This window comes from Leisingera sp. ANG-Vp, assembly GCF_000813725.1.
Lineage (GTDB): Bacteria > Pseudomonadota > Alphaproteobacteria > Rhodobacterales > Rhodobacteraceae > Leisingera.
In genome coordinates, this window is record NZ_JWLD01000102.1 from 1 (window position 1) to 26,128 (window position 26,128).

The 26,128-nt window shown below is 61.2% G+C and carries 18 protein-coding genes and 1 tRNA gene; 4 read left to right on the forward strand and 15 right to left on the reverse strand.

Features of this window, described 5'->3' with window-relative positions; translation table 11 throughout:
• Positions 1-101: 101 nt before the first annotated feature.
• The 3 genes from fusA to rpsL are packed head-to-tail and all read right to left on the reverse strand — an operon-like array spanning position 102 to position 3,095.
• Entirely contained in the window at positions 102-2,219 is a 2,118-nt protein-coding gene (gene fusA / locus RA20_RS23350) for an elongation factor G (RefSeq protein ID WP_039134848.1), read from the reverse strand.
• An 18-nt stretch (positions 2,220-2,237) separates the two neighbouring features.
• Positions 2,238-2,708, reverse strand: a complete 471-nt coding sequence (rpsG, locus tag RA20_RS23355) for a 30S ribosomal protein S7 (protein WP_039134851.1) — start codon at positions 2,706-2,708, stop codon at positions 2,238-2,240.
• A gap of 15 nt (positions 2,709-2,723) precedes the next feature.
• Positions 2,724-3,095: a 30S ribosomal protein S12 gene (gene rpsL / locus RA20_RS23360; RefSeq protein WP_019298617.1), complete on the reverse strand. Its 372-nt coding sequence runs from the start codon at positions 3,093-3,095 to the stop codon at positions 2,724-2,726.
• Between the two features lie 360 nt (positions 3,096-3,455).
• Between rpsL and RA20_RS23365 the strand changes: the two genes are divergently transcribed.
• The gene (locus tag RA20_RS23365) at positions 3,456-4,259 is read left to right on the forward strand and encodes a putative rhamnosyl transferase (RefSeq protein ID WP_039134893.1); all 804 of its coding nucleotides are present in this window, start codon (positions 3,456-3,458) and stop codon (positions 4,257-4,259) included.
• A 3-nt stretch (positions 4,260-4,262) separates the two neighbouring features.
• Here the strand turns inward: RA20_RS23365 and RA20_RS23370 are convergent, their stop codons facing one another.
• From RA20_RS23370 to rplK, 8 genes are all read right to left on the reverse strand, one after another.
• Entirely contained in the window at positions 4,263-5,138 is an 876-nt protein-coding gene (locus RA20_RS23370) for a DMT family transporter (protein ID WP_039134860.1), read from the reverse strand.
• Positions 5,135-5,950 carry a glycosyltransferase gene (locus RA20_RS23375; protein ID WP_039134896.1) on the reverse strand — a complete coding sequence of 272 codons (816 nt, stop codon included), beginning with the start codon at positions 5,948-5,950 and terminating at the stop codon, positions 5,135-5,137. The genes RA20_RS23370 and RA20_RS23375 overlap by 4 nt, the downstream gene beginning before the upstream one ends.
• A gap of 138 nt (positions 5,951-6,088) precedes the next feature.
• Positions 6,089-10,336 (reverse strand): DNA-directed RNA polymerase subunit beta', encoded by a 4,248-nt coding sequence (gene rpoC, locus RA20_RS23380; RefSeq protein ID WP_039134862.1) that lies wholly within the window; start codon positions 10,334-10,336, stop codon positions 6,089-6,091.
• 52 nt (positions 10,337-10,388) lie between these two features.
• Positions 10,389-14,525 (reverse strand): DNA-directed RNA polymerase subunit beta, encoded by a 4,137-nt coding sequence (gene rpoB / locus RA20_RS23385; RefSeq protein ID WP_039134865.1) that lies wholly within the window; start codon positions 14,523-14,525, stop codon positions 10,389-10,391.
• Positions 14,526-14,773: 248 nt separating this feature from the next.
• Positions 14,774-15,148: a 50S ribosomal protein L7/L12 gene (rplL, locus tag RA20_RS23390; protein ID WP_008755409.1), complete on the reverse strand. Its 375-nt coding sequence runs from the start codon at positions 15,146-15,148 to the stop codon at positions 14,774-14,776.
• An 80-nt stretch (positions 15,149-15,228) separates the two neighbouring features.
• Positions 15,229-15,747, reverse strand: a complete 519-nt coding sequence (gene rplJ, locus RA20_RS23395; RefSeq protein ID WP_039134869.1) for a 50S ribosomal protein L10 — start codon at positions 15,745-15,747, stop codon at positions 15,229-15,231.
• Between the two features lie 472 nt (positions 15,748-16,219).
• The gene (gene rplA / locus RA20_RS23400) at positions 16,220-16,918 is read right to left on the reverse strand and encodes a 50S ribosomal protein L1 (protein WP_039134871.1); all 699 of its coding nucleotides are present in this window, start codon (positions 16,916-16,918) and stop codon (positions 16,220-16,222) included.
• A gap of 1 nt (position 16,919) precedes the next feature.
• A complete protein-coding gene (rplK, locus tag RA20_RS23405; RefSeq protein WP_039134872.1) occupies positions 16,920-17,345 on the reverse strand; it encodes a 50S ribosomal protein L11 in 426 nt (141 codons plus the stop codon).
• Between the two features lie 253 nt (positions 17,346-17,598).
• On the opposite strand from rplK, the gene RA20_RS23410 reads away from it, so the two are divergent.
• A complete protein-coding gene (locus RA20_RS23410) occupies positions 17,599-18,930 on the forward strand; it encodes a hypothetical protein (RefSeq protein WP_039134873.1) in 1,332 nt (443 codons plus the stop codon).
• Between the two features lie 176 nt (positions 18,931-19,106).
• On the opposite strand, the gene RA20_RS24830 is transcribed toward RA20_RS23410, so the two are convergent.
• The 3 genes from RA20_RS24830 to secE form a co-directional block, all read right to left on the reverse strand.
• Positions 19,107-21,323: a methyl-accepting chemotaxis protein gene (locus RA20_RS24830; RefSeq protein WP_052249147.1), complete on the reverse strand. Its 2,217-nt coding sequence runs from the start codon at positions 21,321-21,323 to the stop codon at positions 19,107-19,109.
• A gap of 410 nt (positions 21,324-21,733) precedes the next feature.
• Positions 21,734-22,267, reverse strand: a complete 534-nt coding sequence (gene nusG / locus RA20_RS23425) for a transcription termination/antitermination protein NusG (RefSeq protein ID WP_039134879.1) — start codon at positions 22,265-22,267, stop codon at positions 21,734-21,736.
• A 217-nt stretch (positions 22,268-22,484) separates the two neighbouring features.
• Entirely contained in the window at positions 22,485-22,685 is a 201-nt protein-coding gene (gene secE / locus RA20_RS23430) for a preprotein translocase subunit SecE (RefSeq protein ID WP_039134882.1), read from the reverse strand.
• A gap of 202 nt (positions 22,686-22,887) precedes the next feature.
• Here secE and RA20_RS23435 point away from each other — a divergent pair, with 202 nt between their 5' ends.
• Positions 22,888-25,020, forward strand: coding sequence for an O-linked N-acetylglucosamine transferase, SPINDLY family protein (locus RA20_RS23435; RefSeq protein ID WP_039134885.1), 2,133 nt, complete (start codon positions 22,888-22,890; stop codon positions 25,018-25,020).
• An 82-nt stretch (positions 25,021-25,102) separates the two neighbouring features.
• Here the strand turns inward: RA20_RS23435 and RA20_RS23440 are convergent.
• A tRNA-Trp gene (locus tag RA20_RS23440) sits at positions 25,103-25,178 on the reverse strand.
• 176 nt (positions 25,179-25,354) lie between these two features.
• Here RA20_RS23440 and RA20_RS23445 point away from each other — a divergent pair.
• The gene (locus RA20_RS23445; protein WP_039134890.1) at positions 25,355-26,065 is read left to right on the forward strand and encodes a lysophospholipid acyltransferase family protein; all 711 of its coding nucleotides are present in this window, start codon (positions 25,355-25,357) and stop codon (positions 26,063-26,065) included.
• Positions 26,066-26,128: the final 63 nt, after the last annotated feature.

Here is a 26,128-nt window from a genome sequence, read left to right on the forward strand (position 1 = left end):
TTGACGTGCGGTTTATTACGTTCAAACTTTTCCTTAGCCATGATGGCCTCCTTTTGTTTCGAGGGGGGCCCGCAGCCTGCGAACCCCCGATTTTCTGACGCTTACGCGTATTTCGCCTGGATCTCGTCGGAGATGTTCTGCGGCACCGGATCGTAGTGATCGAACTGCATGGTGAACTGGGCGCGGCCCGAGCTCATCGAACGCAGGGTGTTGATGTAGCCGAACATGTTCGCCAGCGGCACAAACGCATCGATGGCGATTGCGTTGCCGCGGTTCTCCTGGCCGGACACCTGGCCGCGGCGGGAGGTCAGGTCGCCGATGATGCCGCCGGTGTATTCTTCCGGGGTGATCACTTCGACCTTCATGATCGGTTCCAGCAGCTTGGCGCCGGCTTTCTTCATGCCTTCGCGCATACCCATGCGGGCAGCGATTTCAAAGGCCAGAACGCTGGAGTCAACGTCGTGGAACTTACCGTCGATCAGGGCAACCTTGAAGTCGATCACGGGGAAGCCGGCCAGCGGGCCGCTGTCCATGACGGACTGGATGCCTTTTTCAACACCGGGGATGTATTCCTTCGGAACCGCACCGCCGACGATGCGGGATTCGAAGGAGTAGCCTTCGCCGGCTTCGGTCGGCGAGATGATCATCTTCACTTCGGCGAACTGACCCGAACCACCCGACTGTTTCTTGTGGGTGTAGGAGTGCTCGACCTCTTTGGAGATGGTCTCGCGGTAGGCCACCTGCGGCGCACCGATGTTGGCTTCAACCTTGAACTCGCGCTTGAGGCGGTCAACCAGGATGTCCAGGTGAAGTTCGCCCATGCCCTTCATGATGGTCTGACCGGATTCCAGGTCGGTTTCCACGCGGAAGGACGGGTCTTCGGCGGCCAGACGGCCCAGACCCTGGGACATTTTCTCCTGGTCGGCCTTGGTTTTCGGCTCAACCGCGATCTCGATCACCGGATCCGGGAAGGTCATGGTTTCCAGAACAACCGGGTCGTTGACGGCGCAGAGGGTGTCACCGGTGGTGGTGTCCTTCAGGCCTGCCAGCGCGATGATGTCGCCTGCGAACGCTTCGGTGATTTCCTCGCGGTCGTTGGAGTGCATCATCATCATCCGGCCGACGCGCTCTTTCTTCCCCTTGGTGGAGTTCAGAAGCGTGTCGCCCTTGTTCATGACGCCGGAGTAGATCCGGGTGAAGGTCAGCGAGCCGACGAAGGGGTCGTTCATGATTTTGAACGCCAGGCCGGAGAACGCCATGTCATCGTCCGCGCGGCGGGCAATGTTACGCTCTTCGGTTTCGTCACCGGGTTTGAAGCCCATGTAGTCGACAACGTCCAGCGGGCTGGGCAGGTAGTCGATCACGGCGTTCAGCAGCGGCTGCACACCTTTGTTCTTGAACGCGGAACCGCCCAGAACCGGAACGAAGGCCAGTTCCAGAGTACCTTTGCGCAGCAGTTTGCGCAGGGTCGCAACGTCGGGCTCTTCGCCTTCCAGGTAGGCTTCCATGGCGTCGTCGTCCATTTCGACGGCCGCTTCCACCATTTTGCCGCGCCATTCGTCAGCCATGTCCTTCAGGCTGTCGCGGATCGGAGCTTTGACCCAGGATGCACCCAGATCTTCGCCCTGCCACAGCCATTCTTCCATGTTGACCAGGTCAACCAGGCCTTCCAGCTCGGTCTCTGCGCCGATCGGAACACCAACCGGAACCGCGCGGGCGCCGGTGCGGTCTTCGATCATGTTGACGCAGTTGAAGAAGTCGGCGCCGATCTTGTCCATCTTGTTGACGAACACCATCCGCGGAACCTTGTAGCGGTCAGCCTGACGCCACACGGTTTCGGTCTGGGGTTCAACACCGGCGTTGGCGTCCAGAACACAGACTGCACCGTCGAGAACCGCCAGCGAACGCTCAACTTCGATGGTGAAGTCAACGTGGCCGGGGGTGTCGATGATGTTCAGGCGGTGCTTCGGAGAGTCGGCGGTTTTACCGTCTTCGGTGCGTTCCCAGAAAGTGGTGGTCGCAGCCGAGGTGATGGTGATGCCGCGTTCCTGCTCCTGCTCCATCCAGTCCATGGTGGCTGCACCGTCGTGCACCTCACCGATGTTGTGGGATTTGCCAGTGTAGTACAGGATGCGCTCGGAGCAGGTGGTTTTGCCTGCATCGATGTGCGCCATGATACCGAAGTTACGGTACAGTTCGAGCGGATATTCGCGTGCCATAGGTCTGTGTCCTCCGGCTTACCAGCGATAGTGCGAGAAGGCTTTGTTCGCCTCTGCCATCTTGTGGGTGTCTTCGCGCTTCTTGACCGCGGTGCCACGGGACTGGACGGCGTCCAGCAGCTCGCCTGCGAGGCGCTCTTCCATGGTGTTCTCGTTGCGGCCGCGGGCGGCGGTGATCAGCCAGCGGATGGCCAGCGCTTCACGGCGCTCGGGGCGGACTTCAACCGGAACCTGGTAGGTCGCACCGCCCACACGGCGGGAGCGGACCTCAACGGACGGTTTGACGTTGTCCAGGGCTTCGTGGAAGACTTCAACCGGAGCGCGCTTGATCTTGGCTTCAACGCGGTCGAATGCGTTGTAGACGATACGCTCTGCGACCGACTTCTTGCCGTCGATCATCAGGTTGTTCATGAATTTGGTCAGAACGCGGTCGCCGAACTTGGCGTCGGGCAGAACTTCGCGTTTTTCAGCGGCGTGACGACGTGACATATCAGCCTCTCCTTCTTACTTAGGACGCTTCGCGCCGTACTTCGAGCGGCGCTGCTTACGGTCTTTGACGCCCTGGGTATCCAGAACACCGCGCAGGATGTGGTAACGGACACCCGGAAGGTCTTTTACACGGCCGCCGCGGATCAGAACCACGGAGTGTTCCTGAAGGTTGTGGCTTTCACCGGGGATGTAGGAGATCACTTCGTAACCGTTGGTCAGGCGGACCTTCGCAACTTTCCGCATAGCGGAGTTCGGTTTCTTCGGAGTGGTGGTGTACACGCGGGTGCAGACGCCGCGCTTCTGCGGGCACTGCTCGAGGTGCTGGGACTTCGAAACTTTGCGTTTCGGCTGACGCGGCTTGCGGATCAGCTGCTGGATCGTTGGCATTCAGGTATTCCCCGTTTAGCAACTTGTCATGCACGCCGGCGCGTGCGGGTTATTTCGCTGCACTTGTGCGTCCACAAGCGCAAAAACCGCAATCGCTCCCATTCCGAGGTGAGACGACGCGGTGAGGTTACAGAGGGCCAGGGTGATAAAAGTGCCCAGGCCTTGAGACACTGCAATTTTGAATTCGGCTTTCGAAGACGTACTCCGGGTGCCGGATAGGCGCGCGTATATGGGGAGTCGCGCGGGTTGTCAACCGCTGCCGCGGCAGCCGGGGGAGCCTGAGGAACAGGCTGCTTGCCCGGCGGCGGGCATGGCTTCATAGTCACGGCGGCAGCACATTGGCAAGAATTGGATTTCAGCATGCAGGTCATCGGTTTGTGCCGGTTTTCCTATCCGGCGCTTGGCGGCTTCCAAGTCGAGCACGACAGTATCGAAGACCGCATTGCCTATCTCTATGACGAGGCGCGGATGGAGGAGCGGTTCCGGCTGCTGGAAGCCATCGCCCTGCCCTGTCTGCGCGAACAGACAGACCCGGACTTCGACCTGATCATGGTGATTGGCGACAGCCTGCCCCGGGCATACCGCGACCGGCTGCGGGATCTGACCGCGGATCTGCCGCAGGTGCAGATCCGTGCCGAGCCGCCGCGGCGCCACCGCGAGGTGATGAAGGAGATCCTGAACAGTGCCCGAAAGGATCCCGGCCAGCCCTGTCTGCAGTTCCGCTTTGACGATGACGATGCGGTCTCCGTCGATTTCGTCGAGCGCTTGCGCGCCGCAGCCGGAGACTGCAGCGGGCTGATGCGCCGGAACAAGAGCGTGGCGATTGATTTCAACCGCGGCTACCTGGCCGAGGCCGGGCCTGACGGGATTTCGGCGGCAGAAGGGGTTTATTCCTATTTCACCGCGGCCTTAGGCATGCATGTGCGCGGCGGCTGCCCGCTGACGATCATGAATTTCGCCCACAACAGGATCAACCGGTTCATGCCCACGGTCACCATCACCGATGCGCCAATGTTCGTGCGCACCCACAACCGCTTTAACGACTCGCGGCAGAAGGCCGTCAAGTCGCCGGACCTTGCCCCGCTGACCGCGGAACAGGCAGGCGAATTCGAAGCCCGCTTTGCGATCCGCGCCCCGCAGGTGCAGGAGGTCTTTCAGCGGTAGCTTTCAGGCCTGTCCACGGCGGGACTGCCGGCGTTCGCGGTAAAGTGTGAAGATGCCGGCGCCGGCGACAATCACGGCGCCTGCCAGGGTCAGGTAGTCCGGCCATTCTCCGAACACGGCCCAGCCGAGGATCAGCGCCCAGATAAGGCCGCTGTAGCGGAACGGCGCTACAACTGCGACTTCCCCCACCCGCATGGTCATCACTGAGCACAGGTAGCCGGCCAGGATAAACAGGGCTGCGCCCATCAAGGCCAGGAACTCGGTGCTGCCCATCGGCTGCCATTCTGTTGCGGCCGAGGCCGCGATGCCGAACAGCAGCACCGAAACCGAGGCCGACAGGGTCACCGTCATCGACGGCACTTCGGACGGCATCCGGCGGGTGACCAGGTCGCGGGCAGTAATGCAGGCGACGGCGGCCAGCGCGTAAAGGGCGCCCTCGCTGAAGCCCTCCGGCCCGGGGCGCACGATCAGCAGCATGCCGCAGAAGCCAACGGCAATGGCCGCAAGCCGCCGCCAGCCGACAGGCTCCTGCAGGAACAGCGCGGCGCTGAGCGTGACCGCCAGCGGCAGAACCTGCAGGATTGCTGTCACATTGGCGATCGGCATCAGCATCAGCGCCGTGAGGAACAGGTAGGTGTTGGCAACCTCGAAAACACAGCGCAGTCCCAGCATGGCCCAGGCGCTGCCAGAGAGGCTGAGGCGCAAGCTGCCGAGCCGCCGGGCCAGCAGATAGATCAGGACGCTGGCCGCCAGCCCGCGAATGGTCAGGATCTGCGGCAGAGGCAGAACGCCGCCTGTCAGCTTGACCAGCACGTCGTTGAAAGTATAGGCCGCCATGCTGCCTGCCATCAGCAGGGCCCCGGTCTGGTTCGGGGTCATCGCAAGAGGTCCCTGAGCCCGTCTGCGGTGAAGCCGAAGTGCTCCTGCAGGGCGGCTTCGACCTGGTTCGGGCGCCATTTGCCGGTCAGTCCCATTTTGGCCGGGTTGGACTTGTTGTCGCCATGGATTGTGCGCACGAAGGCAGGCACCGTTGTGTCCGAGAATGTGTTGTAGTGCTGGGCGATCTTGCGGTGGTTGAAGGTATAGGGGTTGCCGCCGTGCGCGACAGGCGCCACCAGGGCCAGCCCGGCAGACAGCGGCGCGCGTTCGCAGGTATCAAAGACTTTGGTGCCGTCTTCGGTCTTTTCCAGGTACAGCCCGCGGTTATGCGCAATAACAAAGGGCGTTTCGCCTTCCCCTTGCAGCGGGATCATCCCGCGGGCAAAGGCCTTGGTTCGTTTGACAAAGTCCTTGTCCACCGCGTCATCGTCATCAAGCCGGAACAAAACATGGTGGGTGGCCCGCCGCAAATGCACAAGGCTGTAGGCCTCTTTCAGCTGCCGGTAGTGGGTCATCGGTGCCGCACCATGGCAATAGACATTGCTGTAAGGCTCGGTCAGTGCCAGCAGCCGCTCCAGATACTCCTCAGGCAGGTCTTCGGAGGTCAGCACAATCAGCCGGAAGCTGGGATCGCTCTGCTGGGTCAGGGAGCGCAGGCACAGCTGTTCGAACAGCCGGAAGCGCAGTTCCATCCGCTCGGGCGAGAACAGATGCTCAGCCTTTTCCTCAAGAGAGTTGAACCGCTCCGAGTAATAATCCTTGCTGAGCACGGAGAACCGCACCAGACCGACCATCCGCAACCTTAAGTCCATTGCTGCTCCCTTGCCCGCTGGGCTTGTGTTTTTCCCGGGCTGCACGCCCATTGCACCACAGATACCCGGGGTGCGGAAAATGAAAAAGCCCCCGCATGCTGCCATGCGGGGGCTTTTCCGAATGTGTTCAGCCGGGGCTTAGTCGCGGCTTTCCGGGGTTTCGACCAGGATGTCCAGATCATCGCCGCCGCCCATCACGTCCTCGTCCATCACCGGTGCGGCCAGGGCTGCAGCGGCTTCGGCTTCTTCGCGGCGGGCTTCCAGAACCACGTTGTCGCGGCCCTGTGCAATCGAGCGCACAGCCTGGGTCGCGCCGCCGGTGCCGGCCGGGATCAGGCGGCCCACGATGACGTTCTCCTTGAGGCCGACCAGCTTGTCCTTCTTGCCCTGCACCGAGGCCTCAGTGAGAACGCGGGTGGTCTCCTGGAAGGAGGCCGCCGAGATGAAGGAGCGGGTCTGCAGCGACGCCTTGGTGATGCCGAGCAGGATCGGTTCGCCTTGAGCGGGGCGCTTGCCGCGGGCCAGCGATTTCTCGTTGGCTGCGTCAAACTCCTGCTTGTCGACGTGTTCGCCTTTCAGCAGCGTGGTGTCGCCGGAGTCGGAGATCTCCCACTTTTGCAGCATCTGGCGGACGATCACCTCGATGTGCTTGTCGTTGATCTTCACACCCTGCAGGCGGTAGACGTCCTGGACCTCGTCGATCATGTAGTTCGCCAGTGCCTCGACACCCATGATGGACAGGATGTCATGCGGCGCCGGGTTGCCGTCCATGATGTAGTCGCCCTTCTGGACAAAGTCGCCTTCCACAACCGGGATGTGCTTGCCTTTGGGCACCATGTATTCGACGGGCTCCAGCGACTCGTCCACAGGATCAATCGCGATACGGCGCTTGTTCTTGTAGTCGCGGCCGAAGCGCACGTGGCCATCGATTTCGGCGATGATCGCGTGATCTTTCGGACGGCGGGCTTCGAACAGTTCCGCAACGCGCGGCAGACCACCGGTAATGTCCTTGGTCTTGGCGCCTTCACGCGGGATACGCGCAACAACGTCGCCAGCCATGACCTGCTGACCGTCCTCGCAGGACAGAATCGCATCCACGGACATCGGGTAGGTGACCGGGTTGCCGTTGTCGTTGCGAACCGGCTCGCCGTTGCTGTCGACCAGGATGATCTCCGGCTTCAGGTCGGAGCCCTTCGGAGCCGCACGCCAGTCGATCACGATCTTCTGGGTCATGCCGGTGGCTTCGTCGGTCTCGTCGCGGACTGCCAGGCCCGAGATCAGGTCCACGTATTTCGCGGTACCCGGCTTCTCGGCGATGATCGGCAGGGTATAGGGGTCCCATTCGAACAGCTTGTCGCCGCGGGAGACGTTCTGGCCTTCCTTGACGAACAGCTTGGAGCCGTAGCCCAGCTTGTGGCTGGCGCGCTCTTCGCCGTGCTCGTCCTGGATGATCAGCTTCATGTTGCGGCCCACAACCAGGGTCTCGCCGTTGGCGTTGACCAGGGTGCTGGGCATCTCGAAGACGATCTTGCCTTCCTGGGACGCTTCCAGGAACGACTGCTGACCGCCCTGGGCAACGCCGCCGATGTGGAAGGTCCGCATGGTCAGCTGGGTGCCAGGTTCACCGATCGACTGGGCCGCGATGATGCCGACTGCCTCGCCGGTGTTCACCTGCGTGCCGCGGGCCAGGTCACGGCCGTAGCACATGGCGCAGACGCCCTCTTCCGACTCACAGGTCAGCGGCGAGCGGATGCGGGTCGACTGAACGCCCGCCTCTTCCACGGCATCCGCCATGCGCTCGTCGATCAGCTGGCCGGCGGCCACGATGATCTCTTCGGTGCCCGGGCGCTTGATGTCATCCGCAGCCACACGGCCCAGGATGCGCTCGCCCAGCGACGCCACCACCTCACCGTCGTTGACCGCAGCTTCAGCGGTGATCGCACGCTCGGTGCCGCAGTCGTGCTCGCGCACGATGCAGTCCTGAGCCACGTCCACCAGACGGCGGGTCAGGTAACCCGAGTTCGCCGTCTTAAGCGCGGTATCCGACAGACCCTTACGGGCACCGTGGGTCGAGTTGAAGTACTCGAGAACGGTCAGGCCTTCTTTAAAGTTCGAGATGATCGGGGTCTCGATGATGTCGCCGTTCGGCTTGGCCATCAGGCCGCGCATACCGCCCAGCTGCTTCATCTGGGTGACCGAGCCACGCGCACCGGAGTGGGCCATCATGTAAACCGAATTCGGTTCCATCACGGCGCCGTTTTCGTCGCGCTTGTCGGCAGAGATGGAGCCCATCATCGCCTCGGTGACCTTGTCGTTGCACTTCGACCAGGCATCGACAACTTTGTTGTACTTTTCGCCCTGGGTGATCAGACCGTCCATGTACTGCTGTTCAAAGTCTTTCACCTGATCGCGGGTGTCGTCGACGATGGTCCACTTGCCGTCCGGGATCACCATGTCGTCCTTGCCGAACGAGATGCCGGCCTTGAACGCTTCACGGAAGCCCATGGTCATGATCTGGTCGCAGAAGATAACCGACTCTTTCTGGCCGCAGTAGCGGTAGACGGTGTCGATGACCTGCTGAACCTCTTTCTTCCGCAGAAGGCGGTTGACCAGTTCAAACGGAGCCTTGGCGTTTTTCGGCAGCAGCGCGCCCAGGCGGACACGGCCCGGGGTGGTCTCAAACCGCTGCAGGACTTCGTTGCCCTCTTCGTCGATCTGAGTAATCCGCGCGGTGATCTTGGAGTGCAGATGCACTTCGCCGGCGTCCAGCGCGTGCTGAACCTCGTCGATGGTGCCAAAGATCTTGCCTTCGCCGGGCATGCCTTCGCGCTCCAGGGTCACATAGTAGAGACCCAGAATCATATCCTGCGAAGGAACGATGATCGGCGCGCCGTTGGCAGGCGACAGAACGTTGTTGGTCGACATCATCAGGACGCGCGCTTCCAGCTGGGCCTCAAGGCTCAGCGGGACGTGCACAGCCATCTGGTCGCCGTCGAAGTCCGCGTTGAACGCCGAGCAGACCAGCGGGTGCAGCTGGATTGCCTTGCCTTCGATCAGCGTGGGTTCGAACGCCTGGATGCCAAGGCGGTGCAGCGTCGGTGCGCGGTTCAGCATCACCGGGTGCTCGCGGATCACCTCATCGAGGATATCCCAAACTTCGGGACGCTCTTTTTCGACCAGCTTCTTCGCTTGCTTCACGGTCGAGGACAGGCCCTTGGCCTCCAGACGCGAGTAGATGAAGGGCTTGAACAGCTCCAGCGCCATCTTCTTGGGCAGGCCGCACTGGTGCAGCTTAAGCTCAGGACCGGTCACAATCACCGAACGGCCGGAGAAGTCGACGCGCTTACCCAGAAGGTTCTGACGGAAGCGGCCCTGCTTGCCTTTCAGCATGTCAGAGAGCGACTTCAGCGGACGCTTGTTGGCGCCGGTGATGACGCGGCCGCGGCGGCCGTTGTCGAACAGAGCGTCAACGGATTCCTGCAGCATCCGCTTTTCGTTGCGGACGATGATGTCAGGTGCGCGCAGCTCGATCAGACGCTTCAGACGGTTGTTCCGGTTGATCACGCGGCGGTACAGGTCGTTCAGGTCGGAGGTCGCAAAGCGGCCGCCGTCCAGCGGAACCAGCGGGCGCAGTTCCGGCGGGATAACCGGGATCACAGTCATGATCATCCATTCCGGACGGTTGCCCGATTCCAGGAAGGATTCCACAACTTTCAGACGCTTGATGATCTTCTTGGGCTTCAGTTCGCCGGTGGCTTCGGCCAGTTCGGCGCGCAGCTGCTCGGCTTCCGATTCCAGGTCGATCTGGGCCAGCATGTCACGGATCGCTTCAGCGCCGATGTTGGCGGTGAAGGCGTCCATGCCATAGGCATCCTGGGCGTCCATGTACTCTTCTTCGGTCATCATCTGACCATAGGTCAGGTCGGTCAGGCCCGGCTCGATGACAACGTAGTTTTCAAAGTACAGAACACGTTCCAGATCGCGCAGGGTCATGTCCAGCATCAGGCCGATGCGGGACGGCAGCGACTTCAGGAACCAGATGTGCGCAACCGGTGCGGCCAGCTCGATGTGGCCCATGCGCTCGCGGCGCACTTTCTGCAGGGTGACCTCGACGCCGCATTTCTCGCAGACGACGCCACGGTACTTCATCCGCTTATATTTGCCGCACAGGCACTCGTAGTCTTTGATCGGGCCGAAGATCCGGGCGCAGAACAGGCCGTCGCGCTCGGGCTTGAAGGTCCGGTAGTTGATGGTCTCGGGCTTTTTGATTTCGCCATAGGACCAAGACAGGATCCGTTCCGGCGACGCCAGCGAGACTTTGATTTCATCAAAGACCTTCGGCGGGGTCAGCGGGTTGAACGGGTTGTTGGTGATTTCCTGGTTCATTTTGATACCTCAAATCTTGCGGAAGGGGGGACGGGAGAAGGGCGCGGGGCCCTTACTCCTCAACCTCCGCATCCAGGAGTTCCATGTTCAGGCCGAGGCCGCGGACTTCTTTGACCAGAACGTTGAACGATTCCGGAACGCCCGCTTCGAAGTTGTCCTCGCCCTTGACGATCGACTCATAGACCTTGGTCCGGCCGGCGACGTCATCCGATTTGACGGTGAGCATCTCCTGCAGGGTGTAGGCGGCGCCATAGGCTTCCAGAGCCCAGACTTCCATCTCACCGAAGCGCTGGCCGCCGAACTGCGCCTTACCGCCCAGCGGCTGCTGGGTGACCAGCGAGTACGGGCCGGTGGAACGCGCGTGGATCTTGTCGTCCACCAGGTGGTGCAGCTTCAGCAGGTACTTGATGCCAACGGTCACCGGACGCGCAAACTGCTCGCCGGTGCGGCCGTCGAACAGGATCGACTGGCCGGACTGGTCAAAGCCCGCACGCACCAGGGCGTTGTTGACGTCATCTTCCTTGGCGCCGTCAAAGACCGGGGTCGCAATCGGCACACCGCGGGTCACGTTGCCTGCAGCTTCGATCAGCTCGCCTTCGGACATCGAAGCGATGCCTTCGTCATAGACGTTGTCGCCATAGGCGTGGTGCATCGCGTCACGGACCGGGGTCAGGTCGCCCGAGCGGCGGTATTCCTGCAGCGCGTCGTCCACCTTGATGCCGAGGCCGCGTGCGGCCCAGCCCATGTGGGTCTCCAGGATCTGACCGACGTTCATACGCGACGGCACGCCCAGCGGGTTAAGGCAGAAGTCGACCGGGGTACCGTCGGCGAGGAACGGCATGTCCTCCATCGGCACCACTTTCGAGATCACACCTTTGTTGCCGTGACGGCCGGCCATCTTGTCGCCCGGCTGCAGCTTGCGCTTCACGGCGATGAAGACTTTGACCATCTTCATCACACCCGGCGGCAGGTCGTCGCCGCGGCGGACCTTCTCGACCTTGTCCTCGAAACGGGCGTCCAGAGCACGTTTCTGTGCTTCGTACTGCTCGTTCAGAGCCTCAACGACCTGGGCGTCCTGCTCGTCCTCAAGGGCAAGCATCCACCACTGGCCGCGGGACAGGCTGTCCAGCAGGGCTTCGTCGATCGGGGCACCGGCGCGGACGCCTTTGGGGCCTTTGACCGCGGTTTTGCCCAGCAGCATGCCGCGCAGGCGCGCATAGATGTTGCGGTCCAGAATGGTCAGCTCGTCGTCCCGGTCACGGGCCAGACGCTCGACTTCCTCACGCTCGATCTGCAGCGCACGCTCGTCTTTCTCGACGCCGTGACGGTTGAAGACGCGAACCTCGACCACAGTACCGTAATCGCCCGGTTTGACGCGCAAGCTAGTGTCGCGCACGTCAGATGCTTTTTCGCCGAAGATGGCGCGCAGCAGCTTCTCTTCCGGGGTCATCGGGCTTTCGCCCTTCGGAGTGATCTTGCCGACCAGAATGTCGCCCGGCTCCACATCGGCGCCGATGTAGACGATGCCCGCCTCGTCGAGGTTGCGCAGGGCTTCCTCGCCGACGTTGGGGATGTCGCGGGTGATTTCTTCCGGCCCAAGCTTGGTGTCACGGGCGGCGACTTCGAATTCCTCGATGTGGACCGAGGTGAAGACGTCGTCGCGCGCGATGCGCTCGGAGATCAGGATGGAGTCTTCGTAGTTGTAGCCGTTCCAGGGCATGAACGCGACGACCACGTTTTTACCCAGCGCCAGTTCGCCCATATCGGTCGACGGGCCGTCGGCGATCACTTCGCCTTTCTGTACGGTGTCGCCCACCTTCACCAGCGGACGCTGGTTGATACAGGTGTTCTGGTTGGAACGCTGGAACTTGCGCATGCGGTAGATGTCAACGCCCGCGTCGCCCAGCTCCAGATCGGAGGTGGCGCGGATCACGATACGCTGCGCATCAACCTGGTCGATGATGCCGGCACGTTTGGCCTGGATGGCCGCGCCGGAGTCGATTGCGACCTTTTCCTCGATGCCGGTGCCGACCAGCGGCGCCTCGGCGCGCAGGAGCGGAACCGCCTGACGCTGCATGTTCGAGCCCATCAGAGCGCGGTTGGCGTCGTCGTTTTCCAGGAACGGGATCAGCGAGGCTGCGACCGAGACCAGCTGCTTGGGCGAGACGTCGATCAGGTCGACGGTTTCGCGCGGCGCCAGGGTGTAGTCGCCGGACTGGCGGGTCGACACCAGATCGTTGATGAACTTGCCGCTCTCATCCAGGGTCGCGTTTGCCTGCGCCACGGTGTGGCGCATCTCTTCGGTCGCCGACATGTAGTGCACTTCGTCGGTCACCTGGCCTTCATTGACAACGCGGTAAGGCGTTTCGATGAAGCCGTATTTGTTGACGCGCGCAAAGGTGGCCAGCGAGTTGATCAGACCGATGTTCGGGCCTTCCGGGGTCTCAATCGGGCACATCCGGCCATAGTGGGTCGGGTGAACGTCGCGGACCTCAAAGCCGGCACGCTCGCGGGTCAGGCCGCCCGGGCCAAGCGCCGAGAGACGGCGTTTGTGGGTGACTTCCGACAGCGGGTTGGTCTGGTCCATGAACTGCGACAGCTGCGAGGAGCCGAAGAATTCACGCACCGCAGCTGCGGCCGGTTTCGCGTTGATCAGGTCCTGCGGCATCACGGTGTCGATCTCGACGGAGGACATCCGCTCTTTGATCGCACGCTCCATGCGCAGCAGGCCGACGCGGTACTGGTTTTCCATCAGCTCGCCGACGGACCGCACGCGGCGGTTGCCCAGGTGGTCGATGTCGTCGACATCGCCGCGGCCGTCACGCAGGTCGACCAGCGCCTTGATACAGGCGACGATGTCTTCCTTGCGCAGGGTGCGCTGGGTGTCCTCGGCGTCGAGCGCCAGACGCATGTTCATCTTCACGCGGCCAACCGCGGAGAGGTCGTAGCGCTCGGAATCGAAGAACAGGGTGTCGAACAGGGCCGACGCGGCTTCGACGGTGGGCGGCTCGCCCGGGCGCATCACGCGGTAGATGTCCATCAGCGCGCTTTCGCGGCCCATGTTCTTGTCCGCCGCCATGGTGTTGCGCATGTAGGGGCCGACATTGACGTTGTCGATGTCCAGAACCGGAATGTCGGTGATGCCTGCGTCCAGCAGCTCTTTCAGGGAGCCGCCGATCAGTTCGCCATCCTTGTCGTATTCCAGGGTCAGCTCATCACCGGCTTCGACGTAGATCGCGCCGTTGTCTTCGTTGATGATGTCCTTGGAGACATATTTGCCGACGATGTGCTCGAAGGGAACCAGCAGCTCGGTGATGGTGCCTTCTTCGATCATCTTCTTGACGGCGCGCGGGGTGACCTTCTTGCCCGCTTCGCAGATGATCTCGCCGGTGCCTGCGTCAACCAGGTCGTAGGTCGGGCGGGTGCCGCGCACGCGTTCCGGGAAGAACGGGGTGACCCAGCCGCGGGATTTTTCCAGCTTGAACTGCACGGTGTTGTAGTAGGCATCCATGATGCCTTCCTGGTCCAGGCCCAGAGCATAGAGCAGGGTGGTCACCGGCAGTTTGCGGCGGCGGTCGATACGGGCAAAGACGATGTCCTTGGCGTCGAACTCAAAGTCCAGCCAGGAGCCGCGGTACGGGATGATGCGGCAGGCAAACAGCAGCTTGCCCGAGGAGTGGGTCTTGCCTTTGTCGTGGTCGAAGAACACGCCCGGCGAGCGGTGCATCTGGGACACGATCACGCGCTCGGTGCCGTTCACGATGAAGGTGCCGTTCGGGGTCATCAGAGGCATGTCGCCCATGAAGACGTCCTGTTCCTTGATGTCCTTCACCGACTTGGCGCCGGTGTCTTCGTCCACATCAAAAACGATCAGGCGCAGGGTGACCTTCAGCGGCGCCGAGTAGGTCATGTCGCGCTGCATGCACTCTTCGACGTCGTACTTCGGCTTCTCGAAGGAATATTTCACGAACTCCAGAACGGAGGTTTCGTTGAAGTCCTTGATCGGGAAGACCGACTGGAAGACGCCTTTGATGCCTTCGCCGTCAAGCGGCTCGGCGGCATCGCCGGAGCGCAGGAACAGATCGTAGGAAGATTTCTGCACCTCGATGAGGTTCGGCATCTCCAGCACTTCGCGGATTTTGCCGTAGTATTTGCGTAGACGTTTCTGGCCAAGGAACGATTGAGCCATGTCAGATGTCACCTTTCGAGTTCTCACCGGTCAAGGTTGCCGCCGGGCCCCGGCACCTTGCCCATACGAGACAGCGTGTTCGGATCAATTCATGGCCACCGTCCCGAAGGCAGCCTCCCGATCCCTTGAACCTCGCCTGAAAAAACGCCCCGGAATTTAGGGCCCTTTCTAAGACAGGTTCGGCTGGGCCCGGAAAAATCCGGACCCAGCCAAATGTCGATGCATCAGCGATGCACCAGAAGACGGGCTTAGGCCAGCTCGACTTCTGCGCCAGCTGCTTCCAGCTTGGCTTTGACTTCTTCGGCTTCGGCTTTGTCGACGCCTTCTTTGATCTTGCCGCCTGCTTCGACCAGCTCTTTGGCTTCTTTCAGGCCCAGGCCGGTGATGCCGCGGACTTCTTTGATCACGTTGATCTTGGAAGCGCCGGCGTTCTTCAGAACGACGTCGAATTCGGTCTTTTCTTCTTCAGCTGCACCGCCGGCGTCGCCGCCAGCTGCCATGACAACTGCGCCGCCAGCTGCGGGCTCGATGCCGTATTCGTCTTTCAGGATGGTTTTCAGTTCTTGTGCTTCCAGCAGGGTCAGACCCACGATGCTTTCTGCGAGTGCTTTCAGATCAGCCATTGTATCAGCTCTTTCCGTTTACAAGTGTGTGTTCCAACGTGCGGGATGTTTCCCCACGCCAGTCATTCAGTGCCAACCGCTTACGCAGCTTCCGCCTTCTCTTCGATGGTCGAAAGGATGCTTGCGATGTTGCTTGCAGGTGCGCCAATCGCGCCGGCGATGTTCGAAGCAGGTGCGCCAATGCAGCTTGCGATCTGAGCAATGAGCTCGTCGCGGGACGGCATTTTCGACACGGTTTCGACACCGGCACGGTCCAGAGCGTTCTCACCCATTGCGCCGCCGAGGATTTCAAACTTTTTGTTATCCTTGGCGAAAGCCTCGGCCACCTTGGCGGCGGACACGGGGTCTTCGGAGTAGGTCAGAACGGTCATCCCTGTCAGCAGGCCGGCCATGCTTTCACACGGCTTACCCTCGAGGGCGATTTTGGCGAGCCTGTTCTTGGCAACACGCACGGAACTGTTCGCTTCGCTTGCACGCGCGCGCAGATCCTGCATCTCGGCAACTGTCAGACCGGCGTAGTGAGCTACCACCACGACGCCAGAGCTTTCGAAGATCTGGCCGAGTTCCTCGACCACTTTCTCTTTCTGGGCTCTATCCACAGTTCTCTCCAAGTTAGGGATGCGAGGCATCCCGGCTCATATTTGCCGAACCAGATGGCCCGGCGTTCAGGTCCGTTTTACGGGATGAGCCAAAGTCGCCCGAGGGAATGAAAACCCTCGATCTTCCTGGTCTTACCCGTCTCAGGAGGGAAATTAAGGCCCGATCGAGAGGCCACCCACCATCTTGGACGAAATGCAAAACAGCGCACGACGAATCGCACGCTGGGCTGCAGGAGTGTCTTTAGAAGGTTTTAGGGAGTTTTCCAACTCCTAATCGGGCCCCCCGCAAAGCCGGGCGCCCTGTATTTTGAGGCGGGACCCTAGCACGACTCCGCGAAAAACGCAAAAGAGCGGCTGGCAGCGCCCGCGCGGCTCCAAAACCGATGAGCAGAACGGATCGCGCAAAGCGAAACAAAAAAGACCCGGGCTGCTTGCGCGGCCCGGGCCCTGAAAGGGTAACGCGAGGGTCCGATTACTCGGAAACAGCGTTGTCCACGTCAACCGTGATGCCCGGACCCATGGTCGAGGACAGGTTGATCTTTTTCATGTAAGCGCCCTTTGCGCCCGACGGCTTGGCTTTGGCCACGGCCGACACAAATGCGCGGACGTTTTCGACCAGCTTGGCTTCGTCGAAGGAGGCTTTGCCGACGCCTGCGTGCACAACGCCGCCTTTTTCCGCCTTGAACTGGACTTCGCCGCCTTTGGCTGCTTCCACGGCCGCTTTCACGTCCATGGTCACGGTGCCGACTTTCGGGTTCGGCATCAGGTTGCGCGGGCCCAGGATTTTGCCCAGACGGCCGACGATCGGCATCATGTCCGGGGTTGCAATGCAACGGTCAAAGTCCAGGTTGCCGGCCTGAATGGATTCCATCAGGTCCTCGGCGCCGATCACGTCTGCGCCTGCTTCCTTGGCTTCGTCTGCTTTCGGGCCGCGGGCGAAGACTGCAACGCGCATGTCTTTGCCGGTGCCGTTCGGCAGGCCGACCACGCCGCGGACCATCTGGTCTGCGTGGCGGGTGTCGACGCCCAGGTTCATGGCGATTTCAACGGTCTCGTCGAATTTGGTGGTTGCGTTGGCTTTCACCAGGGCAACTGCTTCTTCCACGGACAGGTTTTCTTTGCCTGCGAAAGCTTCGCGCGCGGCGCGGGTGCGTTTACCGAGCTTTGCCATCTTACTTCACCTCGATGCCCATGGAGCGGGCGGAGCCCAGGATGATCTGCATTGCCGCATCGATGTCGTTGGCGTTCAGATCTTTCATCTTGGCTTCGGCGATTTCTTTCACCTGGGCCACGGACACGGTGCCGACGGTTTCACGCGACGGGTTGTTCGCGCCGGATTTCACCTTGGCCGCCTTCTTCAGGTAGTAAGACGCGGGCGGCGTCTTGATGTCCATGGTGAAGGACTTGTCCTGATAGTAGGTGATCACGGTCGGGCACGGCGCGCCGGGCTCCATGTCTGCGGTCTTGGCGTTGAACGCCTTGCAGAATTCCATGATGTTGATGCCGCGCTGACCCAGGGCCGGGCCGACGGGCGGAGAGGGGTTTGCCTGACCTGCAGGAACCTGCAGCTTCATCGAACCAACAAGCTTCTTAGCCATTTGGTTGTCCTTTCAACGAGAGTGAAACGCGTTTCACCCAGTGCATGTTGCGTGGTCGGATGCCGGGATCGCGATCCCTTGATCTCCCACGAGAGAATCTCGCCCGAAGACGATAGAGGCGGCATGTACAGGGGAACGCTGGGGTTGGCAAGCCAACAGGGACAGAAAGCTGCAAGCTTGGCTTCCGCTGCCTCCTATGTGAGATTTGCGGTGCATTCAAACCTGGAAAACTGCATTCTTAAGGAGATTTGAAGTGGTTGATACGAAAATCGTAGTGCCCAACAACTCTCAAATTTCCTTCAAAACTCTAAAATCCCATCTCGGAAGTCTATCCGGCATAAATGACAGCTTTATCAAATGTGATAGGATCAAATCCATTCTGGAAGAGCTCCGCCTGGCCGAAGACATTCACGAAGATTACCTTCTGCAAGACCTGATGACCTTTGCTTACGCGGCAAATGATCTGAGAGCCGGTTGCGAAGGCGACGACGTCATCTGGAACCGCCAAAGAGCCGTGTGCTTTCGCCGGATGGGATTTGACCAAGCAGCAAATGTTTTTCAGGACTATGTGGATCTGGTGGTCCGCGTTTCTGAAAGCGCAGCTGACTACCCGGACCTATCGACGGAAAATTTGGCCGGACTTCAACCTGAACTGGATGAACTTCACGTCCGTATGACTGCAGCCGCCGAACAGATCCCGTTTGATTTAATGGTACCTGCTGCGATCAAATCTTATGGCTTTCAGCTCCTGCCTCACAAGGAGGCCATCAGTTATTGGATCAGCCTTGTGACCCAATCTGATGCCTACCAAGAGACACTTTCTGCTGCCCAATCCGACAAAGCCTTCGGCAATGGTTTTGCCCCTGAGCAAGTTAGAGAACTTGAAGAACAGGGGGTGCGTTGGTGCTTTTACCTTTTCGAGTTTCAAACCGAAGATGGCCAAAACTCACCGCGGCAGCTATGGCAAACCAACAAGGGAACTCTGGCCACTCCCTATTCCCCCCTAAACCATGACGGCGTAGTAGAGGTGAAAACTTGGCCTTCTGACGAATTGTTTGCATCCCTTCCCGGCAAGAAAAGCATAGATGCTTCAAGGGCAGAAACCCAAACGAACATTGCAAAATTTGTTGACGCCGGGAAACGCACTTCCTTCGACTACCAATCGGGGCCGTTGCAAGGGGCGCAAAAAATTCCTGTCATCGGCCCTCTTTTGCAAATCACAATGCTGGCGCTCAGGCCACGCGCAAACTTCAGGTTCTTCAGAGGGCTTGCACAGCAGGGAGTGAAGAGCAGCTTGATCCTACGCCATTCCGGCCGGGCAGTTCTCTGGGCTGCCCTTCTCTGCATTTTGAGTGCATCAGACATGTCGCGATCCATCTTTAGGGACGTGGCTGCGGGCATCAGATCTTGGAGCGACATCGCATTTGTTATCGGCTTTTTGATAGGTGCTACTCTTTTGTGCCAGGCAGTCCCGACTGCCCTTGGATTGATCATCGGATCGTTTGACCGCCGCAGCGGGCGCATCAGATGGAATTCCAATCTACCCAACACCGGGCATGAGAATTTCATTACCCGGCCCGGCTGACTTAGATGAAAAATTACGGCAGCACGCTGTCTTGATGAGCCCTCCACCTGACTGGAGCAAGCACCAGATGCCGCCCGAAACACAAAAGCGCCGCGTTGCAAAACAACACGGCGCTTCGATTTTTTCTGGAAGGCCCAATCACCCCTGTTTGGTCACCTGGGTATTGGGGCCAGCGGTCAGGCTGCGGAGCTGTTCGGCCCGAAGTCCTGTTCCCAGTCGTCCTCTGCGTCAAAATTGATCGCAGCCCCAGGCGGCACGCTGTCATCAGGGCCCGGCAGCGCGTTCGGAACCGGCGCGGCCTGATCAAGAGTGAACTGCTGAACCAGTTCGCGGAGATCCTGGGCCTGTTCCGATAGAGAGGTCGTGGCGGCAGTGGTTTCCTCTGCCATGGCGGCATTCTGCTGAGCCATCATTTCCAGCTCATTCACCGCCTTGTTGACGTCGCCCATTTGCGAGGACTGCTCTTTCATGTTGCCTGCGATATCCACAACCAGACCGGAAATCTCCGTCACCTGGCCGCTGACGTCCGCCATGGCGCGGCCTGCCGCGTCGACCAGAGCGGCGCCGTTCTTGACCTGTTCAGAGCTGCGCGCGGTCAGCTCGTCAATCTGCTGAACGGCATCGGCACAGCGCTGCGCCAGCATGCGGACCTCGCTGGCGACAACCGCAAAGCCGCGGCCGGCCTCGCCCGCACGGGCGGCTTCGACCCCGGCGTTCAGCGCCAGCAGGTTGGTCTGGAAGGCAATGTCCTGGATCACCTTGGTGATCTGGGAAATCTCCTGCGAGGATTCCTGCAGCTTGTCCATCGCCGAAATGGTGTTCTTCATCACGTCGTCGCAGGACCGCACGCCATCCTGCGCGGTGCAGGCCAGCTGCTCGGCGTTGCCGGCATTCTCCGCCGACTGCCGCACATTTTCGGTCAGCTCGCTGATCGCATGCGTGGTCTTCTCCAGCGTTGCGGATTCCGCCTCGGTGCGGTGCGCCAGATCCATGGAGGCCTCGGCGATGGACTTGGTGCTTTCGTCCACGCTGCTGGTCAGCTCGCCGATATTGGCGATGGCCGCACTCAGCGCCGCAAGCGACTCGTTCATGTCCATCCGGATCGATTTGAACTCTTCCGGGAAAAACTCGGTGACCGGCTTGTTCAGGCGTTTGTGCTGGAGGTCCGTCAGCGCTTCACCGATCCGGCTGGTGACGGTCATGATCTCCTCGCGGCGCTCTTTTTCTTCCTGCATCCGCTCCTCCTGCCGCCGCTGGGTCACAGAGCGCAGGTCGACGACGTTGCGGGCAACCGCCCCGATTTCGTCGCGGCGCGCGGCACCGGGCACTTCGACTTCGGTTTCACCGCTGCCCAGCTTCTGCAGCGCTACGTTCAGAACCGCCAGACCTTTGGTCATGTTGCGGGCGACGATCAGGCTGAGGATCAGCACCGCAGCCAGCAGCACGGCCGTCAGAACTGCCATCTCCGCCAGAAGGAGCTTGTTGCGGGCATCGAAGGCCGCCATGTCCCGCTCAAGATGCTCAATCAGAATCACTTCCTTCTTCTGGAGCACTTTCAGAGCGCTGGTAGCAGCGGCAAACCATTGCTCCGGCGTCATATCCGTGTTTGCACCGCCGCTGAGGATCGCCTTGCGGATCTCCTCGAACTTCTGCATCTCCGGGGTTTTGAAAATTCCCTCCAATGCCTGCCGGTCTTCGGCGGTTGCAAAGTCATTGAACAGTGACAGGCGCTCCTTGAACAGCTCATGATCCGCAACAAAGGCTTCCCGGTCCTCAGGCTTCCATCCGTGGGTAAAGCCAACGGCGCCTGCGGCCCGCTCCAGGCCAGCGGCGTCGATTGCGCGCATGAAAAATGACAGCGCGACCGCTTCTTGCGAAATCTTCGGATTATCGATGGTTTTCGCCAGGGCGAGGCCCGTTTGAATGAGAGCCTTGTTCAATTCGGTATAGTAACCCAGCGTGCGCTTCAGCGAGAGCGTGTGGCCGTCAATCTTGGCACGGATTTCCTTCTTCTTCGCCAGCTCGGCCTGAGCAAACTGGATTGCCTGCACGGCTTCGACGGGGAGGAGGGATTTGTCGATATGGCTGATCTCATCCAGATAAGCATCCATCGCCGTGTTGTTCTGCAACCGGACCTGGGCCAGTTTTTCGGGAACCCGGGTGGCGGTGCTTTCCAGGTAGGCTGCGCTCAGCCCGCGCTCAAGCTGCAGCTTGTGCACCAGCTCGCTCATATGCTCGAGCACCTCGCCGGCCTCGGTGGTGTTGACCTGGGCATTTTTGTACAGCCCCAGCAGGGTTTGCCCCATAAACCACATCGAAAGCATCAGAGGCGCGGCAACCAGCGCCGCGATCTTTGCACTGACTGACAAATGGCCCAAAAACCGCATATTCATATTCAGAATCCTTGCTGCAAAATTCCTGGAGTGGCGGTGAGCGTAAAAAAAACGCGTTAAGAATCAGCTACCCGCCCCTTCCAAGCCCTCCGGAAGACCATGGTTCCGGCAGCGGCTCAGAGCCCGGTTCCGGCGTCCGGCTCCGGATCGCAAACAGCCGGCAGCTGCAGCCGCGCAGCAAGGCGCAGTCACGAATTTTCCAATGCTGCCACAGCAGATTGCGGAGAGCATGGCAGCCGGCCGGTGACCCGTTTCACGGGGCCGCAGGTTGCCGAACCGGCCGCAGGGCGGCGGCGGCCTGCGGCCCGCAGGGGTTCTGCGGCGGAAGGCGAACCGCTCCGCAAAACCGGCAAAAAAATAGCCGCGCTGCATTGTGCAGCGCGGCGTCATGAATTCCACTGAGGGAGCTGTCAGCCCTGTTTGGTGACCTGGGTAAAGTCCAGCTCGACCGGGGTTTCGCGGCCGAAGATCGACACGGTAACCTTGAGCTTCTGGTTGTCGTCGTCGACCTCTTCGACCATGCCGTCGAAATCCTCGAACGGGCCGTCGTTGACCTTGACCTTCTCGCCCACTTCAAAGGAGATCAGGGTGCGCGGCGCCTCGACGCCTTCCTCAACGCGGCCCAGGATGCCCTGCACTTCTGCATCGCGCATCGGCATCGGGCGGCCCTGCGGGCCCAGGAAGCCGGTGACGCGGTTGATCGAGGAAATCAGGTGGTAGCCGCGGTCGGACATTTCCATATGCACCAGCACGTAGCCGGGCATGAAGCGGCGCTCGGTCGAGACCTTCTTGCCGCGGCGGATCTCGATCACCTCTTCGGTGGGGACCAGGACCTCGTCGATCTCATCCTCAAGGCCCTGCTCTGCGACCGAGGTGCGGATCTGCTCTGCGATTTTCTTTTCGAAGTTCGAAAGAACGCTGACCGAATACCACCGTTTCGCCATGAACCGTTGTCCTTGTTTGCCGGGCCGGCCGTTTGCCGTGCCGCCGCCTAGATCATCCTGTTGCAGCCGAAAAGCTGCGCTCTTCAACAAAAAGCGGCGTGCAACCCGATTCGCCGCACGCCCGCCTCAATAGTTACGGCTCACCTACCGTCCATTGCTGCCGAGATCAAGTGCTGCGCAGCAACAGCGGACGCCAAGCCATCGCCCTGCTGCAGGCTCAGCCGCCGAACATCCCCAGGATGCCCTGCAAACCCCAGCGGATCAGCAGATCAACCAGTGCGAAGAACACCGCAGTGAGCGCCGCCATGATGAACACCATGACTGTGGTCAGCAGCACCTCGCGCCGGGTCGGCCAGACGACCTTGGACACTTCGGCACGGACCTGCTGAATGAACTGAACGGGGTTGATAGTCGCCATACTGGGGGTGTCTCTCTGCTAGCAGTGGAGGCGATTTAACCCCTGGCGCAGGTAAATTCAAGCCCTGCCCCGGCGGCCTGGATGCACAGAGCGGCCCGGTAAATCCAATTTTAATCCACTTCCTGCAAAACTGTAGCCAGCAGCCCCGGCCCCCAAAGCGGAGCGCGGGCATAACCCGTGTGTTTCAGTGAGACCAGATGCCATGATTCCAGCCTTTTCCATGTCCCAAGCGGAACAGCTTGAACGGGATTCCAAACTCGAAGATGCCGTGCTTGCCTATTCCGGCATTCTTGCCCGCAACCCCAAGAATGAGCGCGCCGTCGAAGCGCTGGAATCACTGCGCGGCCGCCTGCGCGCCCAGCGGGAGCCCTCTGCCGACACCAAGGCGGAACTGGAAGCGGACCTGGCCGCCGGGCGCCACTTCGATGCGGCTGAAAGCTGCGGTGCGCTGCTCAAAACCTTCCGGGAATCTCATTTCCTGTGGGATTTCCTGGGCCGCTGCCACCTCGCCGCAGGCCATCTGGACAATGCGGCAACCTGCCTCAACAAAGCCTGCGGGATGGACCCGAAGGCGGCCGGCACCTATGCCGCCATGGGCCGTGTGCATACTGCTCGCGGCGAATTGGACAATGCGCTGGCCCTGTTCCAGAAAGCACTGACGCTGGATGCAGACTGCCTGCTGGCGCTGCGCAGCATGGCAGAAGTGCTGCCGCTGCTGGGCCGCACCGCCGAAGCCACCGCGGCGTTGCAGCAGGCGGTTTCGCTGGCCCCGCAGGATGCCACCGTGCATCTGGCTCTGGCCGGGCATTTGCGGGCGCAGGGGGCAGATGCGGACGCCGCAAATCACTACGGGCAGGCTGCCAGCCTCAACCCCGGCCTGACAGAAGCGCATTTCCAGCTGGGCCTGCTGCACAAGGAGGCAGGCCGTTATGCCGATGCGCTCCCCTGCTTTGACCGGATCCTGGAGATCTCCCCGTCCGATGACCGCGCCCGCACCCAGCGCCTGCATGTGCTGGCTATGCTCAATGACTGGCGCTGGGAGCAGGAATACGAAGACTGCCGCCGGCTGCTCGGGCTGAGGGGCGGCGGCTGCGACCCAAGCGCGCTGATGCTGATGGAAGACAATCCGGATCTGCTGCGCGCCCGTGCCCAGGCTTATGCCAGCGACCTGTTTCACAAAGCGGAATTGCTGGCCGCACCGCCGCTCCAGCAGCGGCCGCAGCGGCTGCGGATCGGCTACATTTTCGCCAGCTGCGACGCGGCGGCGGTCCTGGAGCAGCATTCCGCTATGCTAGCCGCACACGATTCCGAGCGCTTTGAGATCTTCGCCTATGCCATCGGCCCGGGGCTTGCCCCGGAGGCGGCCGCGGAAATCAGCCGGACGGTTTCCTGCCTGCGGAACCTGGACAGCACGCCCCATGAGGCAATGGCAGATTCGGTCAAGACAGACAGCCTGGACATCGCCGTGGATCTCACCGGCTTTGCGCGGGGCAGCCGCCCAGCGCTCTTCGCTGCCCGCTTGGCACCGCTGCACATTGCCTGCCCGGGCTACCCCGGGACTATTGGCACCGCCGCCTATGACTATCTGGTCAGCGATGCCACCGTGTGCCCGCCGGGCAGCGAACGCTACCACAACGAGTTTTTGCTGCGCTTGCCGGAAGGCTATATGGCCGTGGCTCCCGCAAATGCGGGCTCGGACAGTCTTGACCGGACCGGCTGCGGTTTGCCGGCAGAAGGGTTCGTATTCTGCTGTTTTGCCAGCGGCGGCAGCATCTCACAGCGCGAATTCGGTATCTGGATGCGCCTGCTCGGCAAAACCCCCGGCAGCGTGCTTTGGCTGCAGGACAACGGCGATCATGCCACCTCGAACCTGCGCCGCAGCGCCGCTGCCTGCGGCATCGACCCTGACCGGCTGGTCTTTGCTCCGCCAATGCCGCCGGCAGAACAACTGGCCCGCCTGCCGCTAGCAGATCTGTTCCTGGACACTTTCACCGTCAATGCCACTGCCTCTGCCCGTGCGGCACTGGCCGGCGGGCTGCCGGTTCTCACCCTGCCCGGCCAGCAGTTTGCGGCCCGCACCGGGGCCAGCCTTCTGCAGGCCGCCGGCCTGCCGGAACTGATCGCCGCCAGCATCGGTGAATTTGAGGAAATGGCAGCCCGGCTCGCGTCCGATCCAGAGGCCTGCGCAGCCCTGCGCGGCAAATTGCTGGAACAGCACAAAGCCGCCCCGCTGTTCAGTCCGCAGCGCTTCACCCGGCAGATCGAAGCCGCCTTTGACGCAGCCTACAGCCGTCATTTGCAAGGACAAGCGCCAGACCATCTGACACTGTCCTGACCCGCGCATGGGCAGCCTGGCTGTGCGCAGCCGGGCCTGCCTGAACAAGCAGGTGCACGAGAACCGGATTGTGGCTTGAAACTGGCAGGGGCAGCAGGGTTCGAACCCGCGACCTACGGTTTTGGAGACCGTCGCTCTACCAACTGAGCTATACCCCTGTAGTGCGGCATGTCCTACGGCAGGCGAACTGCGCTGGCAAGAGGAAAAAGCGGATTTTCTGCGCATCGCAATCCGGTTTTCCGGCCGCAGGCTTTGCCCCGGCCGGACCATGCAGTAAGACGGGTTCAATTACCGGGCCCGCCCCCGGTCTCCTTGTAAGAATGAGCCGGATTCCGTGAGCCTGAGAAAGAAAATCGCCGACAGCCCCAAGGTCAACCGCGCCATTGAGGGGCTGTTTGCCGCCTACGTGCGATTCGCCTTCCGCACCTCGCGCTGGACCCGCAGCGGTTTTGAGGAAATGGACGCCTGCGTACGCCGCGGTGAGCCGGTGATCTTTGTGCTTTGGCACCAGAGGCTGATCATGGCGCCCTATCTGTTTGACACCTCTCTCGGCCGTATTTGCGCACTGACCTCCTCGGCACGGGCAGGACGGCTGGCCGGGCAGATTCTGGTGCGGCTCGGGTTCGAGACCATTCCGATGTCGAGCCATAAGCGCCATGTTGCCTTGTCGCGCGAAGTGCTGCGCCGCACCAAGGAGGGCTGTTCTATCGGCATCGCCGCAGACGGGCCGCGCGGGCCCGCGCGCATCTCCTCCACCGTGCCGATCGTCTGGGCACGAATGACCGGCTGCCGGGTGTTCACCGTGGCTTTTGCCGAGAAGAAGGTGATCAGGCTGCCAACCTGGGACCGGCAGATGCTGCCGCTGCCGTTTTCCCGCGGCGTGCTGATGTGCCAGGAATGGACGGATGAAGTCCCGAAAAAGCCCAGCGATGAGGACGTGGAAGCTTTACGGCAAAGCCTGGAAGCATCGCTGGACAAAATCACCGACACCGCCGACAGCGCTGCCGGGCGGAGCAGCGGGAATTCCAAGGAGCAGCACCCCTGAAAAACTGCTCACCCGGGTGTTTCCGGCGGCTAAATGGAAAAGCCGCATAGAAAAAGGGCCGCT

Excerpts from the sequence above, each read along its gene's own strand:
- fusA (WP_039134848.1), bottom strand. The coding sequence starts at position 2,219 with ATGGCACGCGAATATCCGCTCGAACTGTACCGTAACTTCGGTATCATG.
- RA20_RS23370 (WP_039134860.1), bottom strand. The coding sequence starts at position 5,138 with ATGACCCCGAACCAGACCGGGGCCCTGCTGATGGCAGGCAGCATGGCG.
- rpsG (WP_039134851.1), bottom strand. The coding sequence starts at position 2,708 with ATGTCACGTCGTCACGCCGCTGAAAAACGCGAAGTTCTGCCCGACGCC.
- rpsL (WP_019298617.1), bottom strand. The coding sequence starts at position 3,095 with ATGCCAACGATCCAGCAGCTGATCCGCAAGCCGCGTCAGCCGAAACGC.
- rpoC (WP_039134862.1), bottom strand. The coding sequence starts at position 10,336 with ATGAACCAGGAAATCACCAACAACCCGTTCAACCCGCTGACCCCGCCG.
- rplK (WP_039134872.1), bottom strand. The coding sequence starts at position 17,345 with ATGGCTAAGAAGCTTGTTGGTTCGATGAAGCTGCAGGTTCCTGCAGGT.
- rpoB (WP_039134865.1), bottom strand. The coding sequence starts at position 14,525 with ATGGCTCAATCGTTCCTTGGCCAGAAACGTCTACGCAAATACTACGGC.
- rplL (WP_008755409.1), bottom strand. The coding sequence starts at position 15,148 with ATGGCTGATCTGAAAGCACTCGCAGAAAGCATCGTGGGTCTGACCCTG.
- rplA (WP_039134871.1), bottom strand. The coding sequence starts at position 16,918 with ATGGCAAAGCTCGGTAAACGCACCCGCGCCGCGCGCGAAGCTTTCGCA.
- secE (WP_039134882.1), bottom strand. The coding sequence starts at position 22,685 with ATGGCGACTATCAACCCCGTTCAGTTCATTCAGCAGGTCCGTGCCGAA.
- RA20_RS23375 (WP_039134896.1), bottom strand. The coding sequence starts at position 5,950 with ATGGACTTAAGGTTGCGGATGGTCGGTCTGGTGCGGTTCTCCGTGCTC.
- RA20_RS24830 (WP_052249147.1), bottom strand. The coding sequence starts at position 21,323 with ATGAATATGCGGTTTTTGGGCCATTTGTCAGTCAGTGCAAAGATCGCG.
- RA20_RS23435 (WP_039134885.1), top strand. The coding sequence starts at position 22,888 with ATGATTCCAGCCTTTTCCATGTCCCAAGCGGAACAGCTTGAACGGGAT.
- RA20_RS23365 (WP_039134893.1), top strand. The coding sequence starts at position 3,456 with ATGCAGGTCATCGGTTTGTGCCGGTTTTCCTATCCGGCGCTTGGCGGC.
- nusG (WP_039134879.1), bottom strand. The coding sequence starts at position 22,267 with ATGGCGAAACGGTGGTATTCGGTCAGCGTTCTTTCGAACTTCGAAAAG.